At 72.5% G+C, this 14,597-nt stretch carries 11 protein-coding genes; 6 read left to right on the forward strand and 5 right to left on the reverse strand.

Annotation, left to right across the window (positions count from 1 at the left end; translation table 11 throughout):
* Nucleotides 1-13 precede the first annotated feature (13 nt).
* Nucleotides 14-730, forward strand: coding sequence for a cyclic nucleotide-binding domain-containing protein (locus JKG67_RS07445; protein ID WP_307816468.1), 717 nt, complete (start codon nucleotides 14-16; stop codon nucleotides 728-730).
* On the opposite strand, the gene JKG67_RS07450 is transcribed toward JKG67_RS07445, so the two are convergent.
* The 3 genes from JKG67_RS07450 to JKG67_RS07460 form a co-directional block, all read right to left on the reverse strand.
* Nucleotides 684-1,670 (reverse strand): ATP-binding cassette domain-containing protein, encoded by a 987-nt coding sequence (locus tag JKG67_RS07450; RefSeq protein ID WP_203336670.1) that lies wholly within the window; start codon nucleotides 1,668-1,670, stop codon nucleotides 684-686. The two genes, JKG67_RS07445 and JKG67_RS07450, sit on opposite strands and share 47 nt — an antisense overlap.
* On the reverse strand, nucleotides 1,667-4,591 hold the full coding sequence (locus JKG67_RS07455) for a patatin-like phospholipase family protein (protein ID WP_203336671.1): 2,925 nt from the start codon (nucleotides 4,589-4,591) through the stop codon (nucleotides 1,667-1,669). Before JKG67_RS07455 ends, JKG67_RS07450 begins: the two co-directional genes overlap by 4 nt.
* 83 nt (nucleotides 4,592-4,674) lie before the next feature.
* Nucleotides 4,675-5,445, reverse strand: a complete 771-nt coding sequence (locus tag JKG67_RS07460) for an IclR family transcriptional regulator (RefSeq protein ID WP_203336672.1) — start codon at nucleotides 5,443-5,445, stop codon at nucleotides 4,675-4,677.
* A gap of 81 nt (nucleotides 5,446-5,526) precedes the next feature.
* On the opposite strand from JKG67_RS07460, the gene hutH reads away from it, so the two are divergent.
* From hutH to hutI, 5 genes are read left to right on the forward strand one after another with little or no spacing between them, the layout of a single operon-like run.
* Nucleotides 5,527-7,119 (forward strand): histidine ammonia-lyase, encoded by a 1,593-nt coding sequence (hutH, locus tag JKG67_RS07465; protein ID WP_203336673.1) that lies wholly within the window; start codon nucleotides 5,527-5,529, stop codon nucleotides 7,117-7,119.
* Complete coding sequence (gene hutU / locus JKG67_RS07470) at nucleotides 7,116-8,801, forward strand: urocanate hydratase (protein WP_203336674.1); 1,686 nt, start codon at nucleotides 7,116-7,118, stop codon at nucleotides 8,799-8,801. Before hutH ends, hutU begins: the two co-directional genes overlap by 4 nt.
* Nucleotides 8,798-9,994 carry an allantoate amidohydrolase gene (locus JKG67_RS07475; protein ID WP_203336675.1) on the forward strand — a complete coding sequence of 399 codons (1,197 nt, stop codon included), beginning with the start codon at nucleotides 8,798-8,800 and terminating at the stop codon, nucleotides 9,992-9,994. Before hutU ends, JKG67_RS07475 begins: the two co-directional genes overlap by 4 nt.
* Nucleotides 9,991-11,307, forward strand: coding sequence for a formimidoylglutamate deiminase (locus tag JKG67_RS07480; protein ID WP_203336676.1), 1,317 nt, complete (start codon nucleotides 9,991-9,993; stop codon nucleotides 11,305-11,307). Before JKG67_RS07475 ends, JKG67_RS07480 begins: the two co-directional genes overlap by 4 nt.
* Complete coding sequence (gene hutI / locus JKG67_RS07485; protein ID WP_203336677.1) at nucleotides 11,307-12,461, forward strand: imidazolonepropionase; 1,155 nt, start codon at nucleotides 11,307-11,309, stop codon at nucleotides 12,459-12,461. Before JKG67_RS07480 ends, hutI begins: the two co-directional genes overlap by 1 nt.
* On the opposite strand, the gene JKG67_RS07490 is transcribed toward hutI, so the two are convergent.
* Together JKG67_RS07490 and JKG67_RS07495 are read right to left on the reverse strand one after the other, a co-directional pair.
* Nucleotides 12,419-13,564 carry an NAD(P)H-dependent amine dehydrogenase family protein gene (locus tag JKG67_RS07490; protein ID WP_203336678.1) on the reverse strand — a complete coding sequence of 382 codons (1,146 nt, stop codon included), beginning with the start codon at nucleotides 13,562-13,564 and terminating at the stop codon, nucleotides 12,419-12,421. The genes hutI and JKG67_RS07490 overlap by 43 nt on opposite strands.
* A complete protein-coding gene (locus JKG67_RS07495; protein ID WP_203336679.1) occupies nucleotides 13,561-14,571 on the reverse strand; it encodes a Rieske 2Fe-2S domain-containing protein in 1,011 nt (336 codons plus the stop codon). The genes JKG67_RS07490 and JKG67_RS07495 overlap by 4 nt, the downstream gene beginning before the upstream one ends.
* Nucleotides 14,572-14,597 lie beyond the last annotated feature (26 nt).

Below are 14,597 nucleotides of genomic sequence, written 5' to 3' on the forward strand. Positions count from 1 at the left end.
GCACACTGATCCCGTGACCGGCTCGATGGTGGCTCCCGCGGCCCTGCTCCGCTCGCTGGGTACGCCGGTCAGGCTGGCCGCCGGGGACGCCCTGGTCCGCCAGGGCGACCGCGCCGATCACGTGTACCTGGTCCTCTCCGGATCTGCCCGGGTGGAGATCGACGGAGCCGAGATGGGGCCGCCCGTCTCGGCCGGCGACTGGGTGGGAGAACTGGCAGTCCTCGACGACGCCCCCCGAGCGGCCACCGTGACCGCGACCGGCCCGGTGGAGCTGCTCGCCTTCGGTGCCGAGACCTTCACCGACCTGCTCGCCGACCTTCCCGACCTCCGGCGCCAGATCACCGCCTCGCTGACCCGGCGACTGCGCCAGGTCAGCACCGGTTGGGCGCAGTTGGCGGTGGACACCGACGTGTTGCTCGACGCCTACTTCGCGATCCAAGGGGCCGGCAGTGACCGGGACCGGCACACCGCCATCGAACAGGCCGCCCTCCTGCTGCGCCGCCTGGCCACCGCGACGCCGACGGAGACTCCCCGGGTGCCGTTGGGCGCGTTGACCCCCGCCGAGCGTCGCGTCGCCGACCTGGTCGCCCGGGGGTTGTCCAACGCCGCGGTGGCGGCCGAACTCTTCCTCAGCGAGCACACGGTGGCCAGCCATCTCAAGCACATCTACGTCAAGCTCGAGATCACGTCCCGGGTGGCGCTGGCCGGGCTGGTGCTTCGCTCGAGCTGATCCGGGCCCGGAAATCGCCCACCGACATCGCGAGCACCCGCACCGGGCTGAGCGCGGTTGCGGTGGCCGAGCGGGGGAACCCCAGCGTCGGCCCGAGCTCGCCGAAGTAGCGCCCGGCCTCGACGGTGGCGACCGACTCGCGCTGCCCGTCGGCCCGGGTCCGGGTGATCTCGACGGCGCCCTCCTCCACGACGTACACCAACTCACCGCGGCTGCCCTGCTCGAAGATGACCTCACCCGCGGCGTACTCCTGGACCTGCGGCGGCTGCTCGTCACTGCGGAACTCCGGGACCAGGTGGATGACCCGGTCGGCGATCGGCGCCAGCCGGTCGTCATGGGTGGAGACCACGATCAGCCGGCCGTCGGCCCGCAACTCCCTCAGCAACGCGATGATGCCCTCGGCATGGATGTAGTCGAGGTTGGCGGTCGGTTCATCGGCCACCAGGATCGGGGGGTCGGCGGCCAGCCCCCGCGCCACCGCGACCCGCTGCTGCTGGCCTCCCGACAACCTCCCTGGTCGACGGCCGCTCTCGGCGGTGAGACCCACTCGGTCCAGCAGCACATCGGCGCGCGCCAGCGCTGCTCGACGTCCGACACCGGCCAGCAGCAAGGGGACGGCCACGTTCTCTCGCGCTGTCAGCGACGGCACCAGGTTGAAGGCCTGGAACACGAAACCGACCTGTCGCTGTCGATAGCCGGTCAGCTCACGTCCGGACAACCCGGTCACCGGCACTCCACCAGCCCGGATGCTGCCACTGGTCGGGCTCAGGATCCCGCCGATGGCCGACAGCAGCGAGGTCTTGCCGCACCCGGACGGCCCCAGCAGCACCACCAGCTCACCGGCGTCGGCCTCCAGGGTGAACCCGTCCACCGGCCGGACCGGATAGCCGCCGGTGCGGTACTCGATGACGAGGTCGCGGACCTCCAGCAGCGCGCTCATTGGCCCGGCCCCGAGAAGGCCAGCGCCGGGTCGGTGCGGACCGCCTGACGCAGGCCCGCGGCCCCGGCCGCGAGGGCGACCAGCACCGCCAGCGCCGGCAGTTGCCAGAAGGCGCGGGCCGGCACGGTGATGGCCATCGGGAAGATCGGCACCAGCAGCGCCTGTAGGCCGGTCGCCACCGCCGCAGCGCCCAGCGCCACCAGCACTCCCTGCAGAGCGATCGAGGCACCGAGCTGGCCGGTCCCGCCTCCCACGGCCTTCAGCACGGCCACGTCGCGGCGCCGGTCCAACGCGGAGAGGTAGGTGAGCGTGCCGATGATCATCGCGGCCACGAACCACAGCAGCATCCGGATCAGGTTCACCGAGGAGATCGCCCCGTCCAGTGGCCGCATCGCGTCCTCGGCGATGGCCGCGCTGGGCAGCACCGTGTATCCCCGCGGCACCCGATCGGGGAAGCCGTCGAGCAGCAGCGCGTTGGCCAGCGGTTGCCCGCGGTAGAGCAGCGCCTGGGCGTCCTGGAGTGGCATGAAGACCAGCGGCATCCCGGCGAAGAGCGTCATCCCGGAGGTGTGCCCGACCACGGTGTAGGTCGTCGGGCCGATCGTCACCGGGTCACCCAGTGGCACCCCCAACGACAGGTCGACGACCACCTCACCCGGCTCGGTGGGCAGCGTCCCAGCCACCGGGGACGGCTCGCCCCGGGCACCCGGCGAGAAGCCGGCGATCACGATGTCGGTGTGGGCATCCCCCTCGGTGACGCTGTGCCGGGCGGTGACCAGCGGCGCCGCACCCGGCACCCGCCGGGCCACCCCGGTGCGGATCGTCGCCGAGGAGGTGAACGCCCCGGTGGCGCCGTCGCGCAGCAGCCAGGCGTCCGCCTCCATCGCGTCGACGACCTGCCGGGGCTCGCGGATGAACTGCTCGGTCAGGCCCGTCATCAGGAACAGCATCGCGAAGACGACCGAGGTGCCGATGATCGCCGACCCCACCCGGGCGACCCGCAGTTGCAGGTCCCGGACGGTGAGCAGCCAGACCCCGCCCCCGCGGCCCCGTCGCACGGGGGCGGGGGCGGCCTCAGGGGTGCAGTCCACCCGGACGTGCCCCGCTGTGTTGGTGCCCTCGGCCAGCGCCCGCAGCGCCGGCCGGGCGCGGGTGGCCGCGTCGTCGGCGAGTCGGTCGCCGCCTTTGAAGTCGAGCATGCCGCCTCCTGGCAGGTCGAGGTCGAGGTAGAGATCGGCCACCTGTTCCTGAAGGGCCGCGTCGCGACGGGCCGCCGAGGCGACCAGGGTCGATCGGACCAGGGTGGTGAGCAGCCGGGGTGGCCCGGCACCCCGGCGGCGGAGCAGCCACGCCGACAGCCCGCCGATCGAGAGCGGATAGGTGGCACGGGCCGCTGGCCCTCGCGAGGGAGCGACGTCGACGGCGAGCAGGTGCCCGGTCGGGACCCGGCGCCGCATCTCCGCGACCGGCACGTTGTCCAGCACACCGCCATCCACCAGAAGGTCACCGTCGCGGGCCACCGGCGGGAGTACGCCGGGGATGGAGATGGTCGCCCGCAGTGCGGTCAGCAGCGGCCCGCGGTCGTGCACCTCGACCCGGCACTGGGTGAGGTTCGTGGACACGCAGAAGAACGGCAGCCACAGGTCGGTGATGTCCAGGTCACCGACCAGCGACTCCAGCCGTGAGGTGATCCGGCGCCCGGCCAGCACCGAGGTCACCGGCAGCGTGTAGTCGAGGATCCGCCGGAACGCCTGACGCCCCATCACCCGCCGGTCCTCGGGGGTCATCTCCATCCCCAGCGCCATCGCCATCAGGGCACCGAAACTGGTGCCGGCCACCTGGTCGATGGGGTGGTCGAACTCCTCCAGCAGTTCGACCACCCCAAGGTGGGCGAAGCCGCGGGAGCCGCCGCCGCCGAAGACGGCGGCGTTGCCGGTGCCTGCCAGCAGGCGGGCCACCCGCGCCACCGCCTGCGGGTCCCCCGCGCGCAGGTGCAGGTGCGACAGCAGTGGCCGGTCGGCGAGCCACCGTGGCGTGCCGGTCGGGATCCGTGTCTCCGCCGGATGCACCAGCACCAGGCAGACGGCCGGATCGTGATGGCTGCTGAGCATCCGCCACATGTCCTGTTCGTGCGGCCGGATCCTCGGGTCGTCCGTGGCGTCGGCGAGCAGCACCACCCGGTCCGCCCCGCGCAACACCCGCCGACTCCACGCCGTCCACCCCGAGTCGACGACCAGGACCAGGTGCGAATGGTGCGCCTCCAGCGCTGCCAGGTGCGCCTCCAACTCACTCACCCCGGGCGCCCCGGGCTCACGCTGCGCCGCGCCCGAACCCAACGCCTGGTCCACATCCCCACTGGTGACGATCCGGACACCCGGACCCCACTGCTCGGCCAGGTGCCCCGCCCAACTGCCGACGTCGATGCCGGGTGAGCTGGGCACCAGCGTGAAACAGGCCGGTCCGGCGCCGCGCTGGTCACCTGAGCGCACTCGGTCCAGCGCTCTGGCCGCCAGGTGGAGCCCGACCTGGGGGTCCCGGGTGAGCAGGGTCCGGTAGGCCGCGCGCCCCAACCGCAGCACGGTGGTGTCCCGGACCGCGTACACCGAGGCGGCCCGGGGCTCTCCGCTGAGCAGTGCCACTTCACCGACCACCTCGCCGTGCCCGTGCTCTCCGACGACCTGTTCGCCTGCCCGGTCGGTGCGGAATGCTCGGAGCCGTCCCCAGGCGACGACGTACAGCGCGTCGCCGGGGTCGCCGGCCCGGAAGAGGCATTCGCCCGCAGGGACGGTCAACCGCTCCGCCAGGCCGGTGATCACCGCCGCGTCGACGTCGGTCAGCCCGAACGCCCCGGCCACGGTCCCGAGCAGTCCGTCCTGCTCGGGGACCAGATGCTGGGCCATCGCCCGACCGGAGTCCGCCACATCGTTCAGGCTCCCTCAGTCGGGCCGGGTCCGGCGTCCCCCGAAGTAGTGATCTTGGTCCTCGCCCGCCTGGCCCATCCGGGTCACCTTCGGGACACCAACGGGCCACCCGCGACCCGTCGACTGAGGACGGTCGCGGCTGAGCTGACCTCGGCGGCCAGCGCGGCGACATCGACGTCCTCGGCGCTCGGCCAGGTCAGCGCGATGCCGGCGACCGGATGGGCGTTGTGGTCGAGCACCGCAGCGGCCACCGACGCGAACCCCGGGGTGACCTCGCCCTCCTCCGAGGCGTAGCCGCGGCCTCGGGTCGCGGCCAGCACACTGCGCAGTGCGGTCAGCGAGGTCGGCCCGACGCCGTGCCGGTCGACGAAGGCGGACCGGTCGGGGAAGAGCGCGCGGACCTGGCTGGCCGGCAGGGCGGCCAGGATCGCCCGGCCGCTGGCGGTGAGGTGGGCAGGCAGGCGTACGCCGACGTCGGTCACCAGCGGCGGCCGTCCGGGGGCCCGCTCCTCGATGATGTAGAGCACCTCGCGGCCGTGCGGGACGGCCAGGTGCGCCGAGTGGCCGGTCCGGTCCACCAGCGCCGCCAGCGGTCGGCGGGCGATCCTCGACATCGGCTCCTGGTGGGTGTAGCCCGAGCCCACCTCGAAGGCGGCCACCCCGAGGCCGTAGCGGTGCTCCTCGGCCAGGTGCACCACGAACCCCTCCTCGATCATCGCCGCCATCAGGTGGTACCCGGTCGACCGCGGCATTCCGACGCCGGCGCAGATCCGGTCCAGGGTGACCGGCTCGGACTGACGCGCCAGGAACCGCAGCACGCGCAGCGTGCGGGTCGCCGCCGGCACCTGTGCCATCTCTGCTCCTGTCTCGGATCCGAGACTGATTGTCGGTCACGGGGATCCTCCCAGGCCCGCGACGGGTGTGCAATGGCAGACATGAGCACACCACCTGTCCGCACCGTGGCCGTCGGGGTCGGCCCGGTCACCTTCGACGACGTTCTCGCGGTCGCCCGACACGGCGCCGGGGTCGAACTCACCGCTGAGGCCGTCGACGCGATCGAACGGGCCAGGGCGGTGGTGGACAAGCTCGCCGCCGACCCGACCCCCGCCTACGGGATCTCCACCGGCTTCGGGGCACTGGCCACCCGACACATCGACGCGGACCTGCGGTCCCAACTGCAACGTTCGCTGATCCGCTCCCACGCCGCCGGCAGCGGCGACCCCGTCGAGACCGAGGTGGTCCGGGCGTTGATGCTGCTGCGGCTCTCCACACTCGCCTCGGGGCACACCGGCGTACGGGCGCGGACCGCGCAGGCCTACGCCGACCTGCTCACCCATCGGATCACCCCGGTGGTGCACGAGTACGGATCACTGGGCTGCTCCGGCGACCTGGCGCCGCTGGCCCACTGCGCGCTGGCGGTGATGGGCGAAGGCGAGGTGGACACTCCGGCCGGCCGGATGCCGGCGGCCGACGCGTTGGCCGCGGCCGGGCTGCGACCGGTCGAGTTCGAGGCCAAGGAGGGGCTGGCGCTGATCAACGGCACCGACGGGATGCTGGGCATGCTGGTGATGGCACTGGCCGACCTGCGGCTGCTGCTGCGCACCGCCGACGTGGCGGCGGCGATGTCGGTGGAGGCACTGCTGGGCACCGACCGGGTCTTCGCTCCCGAACTGCAGGCGCTGCGGCCGCACCCGGGCCAGGCCGCCTCGGCCGCCAACCTGGTCCGGCTGCTCGCCGACTCCGGTGTCGTCGCCTCCCATCGCGGCACCCCAGAAAGTGGGACACAGTGCGACCGGGTCCAGGACGCCTACTCGCTGCGCTGCTCCCCCCAGGTGCACGGCGCCGGCCGGGACACCCTCGACCATGCGGCCACGGTGGCCGCCCGGGAGTTGGCCAGCGCCATCGACAACCCGGTGGTGGTCTCGGCCACCTCGACCAGGGTCGAGTCGAACGGCAACTTCCACGGCGCCCCGGTCGGCTACGTGCTCGACTTCCTGGCGATCGTCGCCGCCGACCTGGCCTCGATCAGTGAACGCCGCACCGACCGGTTCCTGGACAAGGCGCGCAACCACGGACTGCCGCCGTTCCTGGCCGACGATCCCGGCGTGGACAGCGGCCACATGATCGCCCAGTACACCCAGGCCGCGATCGTCTCCGAGCTCAAACGGCTGGCGGCTCCGGCCAGCGTCGACTCGATCCCGTCCAGCGCGATGCAGGAGGATCACGTGTCGATGGGCTGGTCAGCGGCCCGCAAACTTCGCCGAGCCATCGACGGGCTGGGGCGGGTGCTGGCGATCGAGGTGCTCACCGCGGCCCGGGCACTGGCGATCCGCACCGCCACCGGCGACACCGCCGGGGTCGCCCCGGCGCCGGCCACCGGAGCGGTCGCCGCGCTGCTGCACTCACGAGACGCCGGCGTCCCCGGACCGGACCGGTTCCTGGCCCCCGAGATCGCCACCGCCGTCGAACTGGTCACCACCGGCGCCGTCCTGGCCGCCGCCGAATCCACGATCGGAGAACTGGCATGACCTCGAACCCCCGACTGCCCATCCACGCACCGCACGGCAGCACCCTCACCGCACGGTCCTGGCAGACCGAGGCAGCGATGCGGATGCTGATGAACAACCTCGACCCGGAGAACGCCGAACGCCCCGAGGACCTGGTCGTCTACGGCGGCACCGGCAAGGCGGCCCGCGACTGGCCGTCGTACGACGCGATCCTGCGCACCCTGAGCACCCTCGCCGACGACGAGACCCTGCTGGTCCAGTCCGGCAAGCCGGTCGGGGTCTTCCGGACCCACGAGTGGGCGCCGCGGGTGCTGATCGCGAACTCGAACCTGGTCGGTGACTGGGCGAACTGGGAGGAGTTCCGACGCCTGGAGCAGCTGGGCCTGACCATGTACGGCCAGATGACCGCGGGGTCGTGGATCTACATCGGCACCCAGGGGATCCTGCAGGGCACCTACGAGACGTTCGCTGCGGTGGCGGAGAAGATCTCGACAGGCTCGATCACCGGGAAGGGCGGCTCGCTGGCGGGGACGATCACGGTGACCGCCGGGCTGGGCGGGATGGGGGGTGCGCAGCCGTTGGCAGTGACCATGAACGAGGGCGTGGCGATCTGCCTCGAGGTGGACCAGTCCAGGATCACCCGCCGGATCGAGCACCGCTACCTCGACGTCCAGGCCGACTCACTGACCGAGGCGGTGGCGATGGCCGTCGCCGCCCGCGACGAACGCCGGCCGCTGTCGATCGGGGTGCTCGGCAACGCCGCCGAACTGCTCCCGCAACTGCTGCGGATGGACGCCCCGATCGACATCGTCACCGACCAGACCTCCGCGCACGATCCCCTGAGCTACCTGCCGATCGGGGTGCCGTTCGAGCAGTGGCACGACCGCGCCCAGGCCGATCCGGACGAGTTCACCCGACAGGCCCGCGCCTCGATGGCGATCCACGTCCAGGCGATGGTGGAGTTCGCGGACCGCGGCGCGGAGGTCTTCGACTACGGCAACTCGATCCGCGACGAGGCCCGCAAGGGCGGCTACGACCGGGCGTTCGACTTCCCCGGCTTCGTGCCCGCCTACATCCGGCCGCTCTTCTGTGAGGGCAAGGGCCCGTTCCGATGGGCGGCCCTCTCCGGTGACCCGGCCGACATCGCCGCCACCGACCGGGCGATCCTGGAGCTCTTCGGCGAGGACGAGCGGCTGCGCCGGTGGATCACGATGGCCAGCGAGCAGGTGCAGTTCCAGGGGCTGCCGGCGCGGATCTGCTGGCTCGGGTACGGCGACCGGCACCGGGCCGCGTTGAAGTTCAACGAGATGGTGGCCAGCGGTGAGCTCTCCGCACCGATCGTGATCGGCCGCGACCACCTCGACTGCGGGTCGGTCGCCTCCCCCTACCGGGAGACCGAGTCGATGCTGGACGGCTCGGACGCGATCGCCGACTGGGCGCTGCTCAACGCGCTGGTCAACACCGCGTCGGGGGCCACCTGGGTCTCCATCCACCACGGCGGTGGGGTCGGCATGGGCCGCTCCCTGCACGCCGGCCAGGTCTGCGTCGCCGACGGCACCGAGCTCGCCGCCCAGAAGCTGGAGCGGGTGCTCACCAACGACCCCGGGATGGGGGTGATCCGGCACGTCGACGCCGGCTACGACCGGGCCGGCGAGGTGGCCCGGGAGCACGGCGTACGGATCCCGATGCAGGAGCAGCCGTGAGCTTCGAGAGCCTGTGGGGCGACCTCGCGCCGGTGGGCCGGCAGGCCGGCGGCGGCTACTTCCGGCAGCCCTTCGGCAGCGCCGAACGGGAGGCGGTGGCCTGGTTCGTCGAGGCCGCCCAGGCTCGCGGCCTGGCGGTGACCGGCGACGGGTTCGGCAACCTGCGGGCCACTTGGCAGGCGGGCTCCGGCCCGGCGGTGCTCACCGGCTCGCACCTGGACAGCGTCCTCGACGGCGGCGCGTACGACGGTCCCCTCGGCGTCGCCTCGGCGTTGGCCGCGATCGACATGCTCCGTGACCGGGGCTTCTCCCCCAGCCGGCCGATCAGTGTGGCCGTCTTCGTCGAGGAGGAGGGATCCCGGTTCCCGACCGCCTGCCTGGGGTCGAGGCTGGCCACCGGCGCCGTCGACCTGGACCGGGCCGCGACCATCCGTGACGCCGACGGGGTGAGCGTGCTGGACGCGATGGCCGACGCCGGGTTGGATCCGAGCGCCGGCAGCGACCTGCTCAACGAGGTCGGTTGCTTCGTGGAGTTGCACGTGGAGCAGGGCCGCACCCTGGTGCACCGCGACGCCGCGATCGGGGTCGCGGAGTGCATCTGGCCGCACGGGCGGTGGCGGTTCGACTTCACCGGTGAGGCCAACCATGCCGGCGCCACCGCGATGGCCGATCGGCGCGACCCGATGCTGAGCTACGCGATGACCGCGCTGGCGGCCAACAAGCAGGCCCGCCTGGCCGATCTCAGTCGGGCCACCTTCGGCCGGGTCGAGGTGACCCCGAACGGCACCAACGCGATCCCGTCGCGGGTGACCGGCTGGCTGGACGCCCGCAGCGCCTCCGAGGAGGTGCTGGCCCAGATGGTGGCCGCGATCACCGCGCAGGCGGCCGACCGGGCGGGCCGGGACGGCACCGCGGTGGCCGTGACCCCCGAGTCGGTCTCGGCGGCGGTCGACTTCGACACCGGTCTGGCCGCCCGGATCGCCGGCCCGCACGGCTGGCCGGTGATCGGCAGCCAGGCCGGCCACGATGCGGGGATCCTGCAGCAGGCCGGCATCGCCACGGCGATGCTTTTCGTCCGCAACCCCACCGGCGTCTCGCACTCGCCCGCCGAAAGCGCCGAGCTGGTCGACTGCCTGGCCGGGGTGGGCGCGCTCGCGGACACCCTCGCCCTCCTCGCCGGTGACCCGCCGTGACGGCGTACTGGCTGGAGCGGGCCTGGCTCAGCGCCGGCGACGTGGTCGACGGGGTCCGGGTCGAGGTGGACGGGACCCGGATCGCGGGCGTCGAGGTCGGCGTCGCGCCCGGCTCCGCGCAGCCGCTGCGCGGGATCACCGTCCCGGGGTTCGCGAACTGTCACAGTCACGCGTTCCACCGGGCACTGCGCGGCCGCACCCAACGCGAGCGCGGCAGCTTCTGGACGTGGCGGGAGCAGATGTACGGGCTCGCTGCGACGCTGACCCCGGACTCCTACTTCACTCTGGCCCGGGCCGCGTACGCCGAGATGGTGGCGGCCGGGATCACCAGCGTCGGCGAGTTCCACTACCTGCACCACGCCCGGGACGGCGCGCCGTACGCGGATCCGAACGCGATGGGCCACGCCCTGATCGAGGCCGCCCGGGAGGCCGGGCTGCGGATCGCGCTGTTGGACACCTGCTATCTGGCCGCCGGCATCGGCCGCGACGTCGAGGGCGTGCAGCGCCGCTTCAGCGACGGTGACGCCGACTCGTGGGCGCAGCGCTGGTCGGCGCTGGCCGCGGCGTACGCCGGCGCCGAGGACGTGGTGATCGGGGCGGCGATCCACTCGGTGCGGGCGGTCCCGCGCGATCAGCTCGGGGCCGTGGTCGCGGCCGCCGCGGGCCGGCCGTTGCACGTGCACCTGTCCGAGCAGGTCGCCGAGAACGAGGAGTGTCTGGCCGCCTACGGCCTCACCCCCACCGGGCTGCTCGCCGAGGCTGGGGCTCTGGGTCCGGACACGTCGCTGGTGCATGCCACCCATCTCAGCGGTGCCGACATCGCCGCGATCGGGGCGGCGGGCTGCCACGTCTGCCTCTGCCCGACCACCGAGCGTGATCTGGCCGATGGGATCGGCCCGGCCGGGGCTCTGCACGGCGCCGGCGCCCGGCTCACCCTGGGCAGCGACAGTCACGCCGTGGTCGACCCCTTCGAGGAGATGCGGGCGATGGAGCTGCACGAGCGACTGGCCACCGGCCGCCGCGGCCACTGGCGGGCGGCCGAACTGCTGGCCGCCGGCGGCCGCTCCTCCTCGCTGGGCTTCGCCGACGCGGTGATCGCGCCCGGGGCCCGGGCCGATCTGGTCACCGTCGACTCGGTCAGCCCGCGCACCGCCGGCACCGGCGCGTCGGCCGAGACGGTGGTCTTCGCGGCCACCGCCGCCGAGGTACGCCACGTGGTCTCCGGTGGCACAGTGGTGTTCACGACCGAGCGGGCCGGCCAGGTCGGCGCCCGGCTCGAGGCTGCGATCGCCGCCGTCTGGGAGGAGGACTGATGGGCACGCTGGTGGTCTACCGGATCGGCGAACTGGTCAGCAACGACCCCGAGCTCGGCGACGGCTCGCCGCTGGGTCTGCTCCGGGACGCCGCGGTGGTCATCGAGGACGGCGTGGTGGCCTGGGTCGGGCCGTCGTCGCGGGCGCCGGCGGCCGATGCGGCGTACGACGCGGCGGGGCGGGCGGTGATCCCCGGCTTCGTGGACTCGCACGCGCACCTGGTCTTCGCCGGCGACCGGTCTGCCGAGTTCGCGGCCCGGATGGCGGGGACGGCGTACTCGGCCGGCGGGATCCGGACCACGGTGGCGGCCACCCGCGCCGCCGCCGACGAGACACTGCAGGCCGGCGTGGCCCGGCTGGTGGCCGAGATGCGCCGCCAGGGCACCACCACGGTGGAGATCAAGAGCGGCTACGGCCTGACCGTGGCCGACGAGGCCCGCGCGTTGGCGGTGGCCCGTGCCTTCACACCGGAGACCACCTTCCTGGGTGCCCACGTGGTCCCGGAGGAGTACGCCGAGGATCCGGGTGGCTACGTCGACCTGGTCACCGGGCCGATGCTGGACGCGGCTGCGCCGTACGCGAAGTGGGTGGACGTCTTCTGCGAGGTCGGCGCCTTCGACGTCGACCAGGCCCGGGCGGTGCTGACCGCCGGGATGGCCCGTGGCCTGCTGCCGCGGGTGCACGCCAACCAGCTCGGCCTCGGCCCCGGGGTGCAACTGGCCTGCGAGCTCGGTGCGGCCTCGGCCGACCACTGCACCCACCTGAGTGAGGCGGATGTGGCGGCGCTGGCGGAGTCGGGCACGGTCGCGACGCTGCTGCCCGGCGTGGAGTTCTCCACCCGGTCGCCCTATCCGGATGCCCGGCGGCTGCTCGCCGCCGGGGTCACTGTGGCGCTGGCCAGTGATTGCAATCCGGGCTCGTGCTACTCCTCGTCGATGCCGCTGATGATCGCGCTGGCGGTCCGCGAGATGCGGATGACGCCGGCCGAGGCACTGTGGGCGGCCACCGCCGGTGGCGCGGCCGCGCTACGGCGCCAGGACGTGGGCCGGTTGGTGCCGGGCGCCCGCGGTGACCTGGTGGTGCTGGACGCTCCGTCGTACCTGCATCTGGCCTATCGGCCGGGGGTGCCGCTGGTGGCCGATGTGCTGGGTTGAGCCTCGGTCGTGGGGCCGGCGAACCGCCCGGCGAACCCTCGCAGCGGCATGTCGGCGCTGGTGAGGATGCCGGGCGGGGCGGCGACCACGGAGCGGATCGCGTTCAGTGCGGGCAGCCCGGTGACGGTCATCCCGATCGAGGCGAAGGCCGCGACGCTGGAGAAGTCGGTGCCGGGCTTGGGGAAGATCATGTGCTTGCTGTAGATGCACGGGTCGCCGGCGATCTTGGTGATGTAGCAGCCCTGGATGTCCCACTTGGGTTCGGTGTGCGGGGTCATCTGCCACTCCAGATGCGCCTCCACTCGCGGCACGCCGTCGACCAGGCCCTGGTACTTGAGGTAGTTGGCGCCGAGCGACCCGGCGGGGAGCTGGTACCAGCCCAGGTCGATGTCCTCGGTGCAGGCGCCCAGCTCGTAGGAGAAGGCGACCTCGTCCAGCTCCAGCCCGAAGCAGTCGGCCATCATCCACACCGAGTCGGCGAAGACGCTCGTGTACTTCTCCAGCATCCCCGGCAGCGCCGGGTCGTCGACGGGGAGGCCGTAGCCGACCTCGCGCCAGGTGTCGGCCGAGTGGTGGCAGGACACGTCGACCGACTCGATGACGGTGACGTTCTCGATCTCGGCCACGTCGGCGGTGTGCACGACGCCGAGGATCTGGCAGAGACCCGGGTTCATCCCGGTGCCGTAGAAGGTGGCGCCGCCACGCTGGCAGGCCTCCTCGATGATCTCGGTCCAGGGGCGTCCGGAGGGGTGTGGGTGGTTGGCGTTGCGGTGGTGGCCGGTGATCCAGTCGGCGGTGGTGACGATGTCGATGCCCGCCTCGAGCACCTGCAGGTAGAGCTCCTCGTCGGGGAAGACCCCGTGGAAGGTGACCACGTCGGGCTTGGCGGCGATGATCTCGGCGACGCTGCCGGTCGCGGTGACGCCGATCGGGTCGAGGCCGGCGAGTTCGCCGACGTCGCGGCCGACCTTCTCCGGGGAGTAGCAGTGCACACCGATCAGTTCGAGGTCCGGGTGCTGCCCGATCCGCTTGATCATCTCGGTGCCGACGTTGCCGGTGGCGACCTGGAAGAGTCGGATCGGGGCGTCGGGGGTGGTGGTCATCGGGCTTCCTCTCGGGGTGCGTCGACGCTGCCTGCGTCGGGGTAGAACTGGGTGGCCCAGCGGCGGAGCGCGGTGAATCCGGCGTACTCGCCGCGGGCCAGGGCGGCGGGGTCGGCGTACTTCTGGTGCGACCAGATCTCGACGTCGGCCTCGAACTGGTCGATGACGCCTTGGGCGTGCCGGGCCGCGGCGGCTGCGGACTCTGCCTCGCTCAGCTCGGGGTTGTGGCCGATCCAGACCGAGAACCGGACGTCGCAGGTGCGGTCGTCGACGGGGGTGACGGCGGTGGCGGTGCGGTTGTCGATCATTCCCCAGCTCTTGGTGATCGCCAGTCCGAGGCCGGCGTTGATGGCCTCCACTCCGCTGTTGATCTCCTCGGCGCTGGCGGCGGACCCGTCGAAGGTGATGGTGAAGTCGACGTAGGAGATCGGGTCGGTGAACTCCTGGCGGGTGAACACCGGCACGATCGGCACCTTGTGCACGTAGGTGAAGTGCGCGAAGTCGACGCCGTTCTCCAGCACGTACTGCGGGTGCAGTTCGAGGCTGTCCCAGCGTCGGGTGGTCGTGGGGTGGTAGTCGGCGGCGGTGCGCCCGTCGTCCCAGCTGTCGAAGATGTCGGGGATCTCGAACCAGGGGTCGCGCCGTTCGGTGTCGTGCCAGAGATAGATGGCGTCGTTGCGTTCGACGGTGGGATAGGTGGCGATCTTCTTGCCGATGTTGGGGCGGTCCTCGTACGGGATGCACACGTTGCGTCCGGCGCTGTTCCACTGCCAGCCGTGGAAGGGGCACTGGATGGTGTCCTCGACGACGGTGCCGCCGTGCCCCAGGTGGGCGCCCAGGTGCTCGCAGTAGGCGTCCATCACCGTGACGGCACCCGAGTGTCCGCGCCAGGCGACCAGTTCCCGGCCGAAGTAGTGCATCCGATGCACCTGGCCGACCGGGACCTCGTCGGCCCAGGCCACCTGGAACCAGCCGGTCGGCGTCATGCACAGGGTGGGGCGTGCCATCCGACGCTCCCCTCTCACTCCAGAAT

This window comes from Nocardioides limicola, from assembly GCF_016827675.1.
GTDB classification, from domain to species: Bacteria; Actinomycetota; Actinomycetes; order Propionibacteriales; family Nocardioidaceae; genus Nocardioides; species Nocardioides limicola.

Excerpts from the sequence above, each read along its gene's own strand:
- JKG67_RS07450 (WP_203336670.1), bottom strand. The coding sequence starts at position 1,670 with ATGAGCGCGCTGCTGGAGGTCCGCGACCTCGTCATCGAGTACCGCACC.
- JKG67_RS07495 (WP_203336679.1), bottom strand. The coding sequence starts at position 14,571 with ATGGCACGCCCCACCCTGTGCATGACGCCGACCGGCTGGTTCCAGGTG.
- hutH (WP_203336673.1), top strand. The coding sequence starts at position 5,527 with ATGAGCACACCACCTGTCCGCACCGTGGCCGTCGGGGTCGGCCCGGTC.
- hutU (WP_203336674.1), top strand. The coding sequence starts at position 7,116 with ATGACCTCGAACCCCCGACTGCCCATCCACGCACCGCACGGCAGCACC.
- JKG67_RS07490 (WP_203336678.1), bottom strand. The coding sequence starts at position 13,564 with ATGACCACCACCCCCGACGCCCCGATCCGACTCTTCCAGGTCGCCACC.
- hutI (WP_203336677.1), top strand. The coding sequence starts at position 11,307 with ATGGGCACGCTGGTGGTCTACCGGATCGGCGAACTGGTCAGCAACGAC.
- JKG67_RS07460 (WP_203336672.1), bottom strand. The coding sequence starts at position 5,445 with ATGGCACAGGTGCCGGCGGCGACCCGCACGCTGCGCGTGCTGCGGTTC.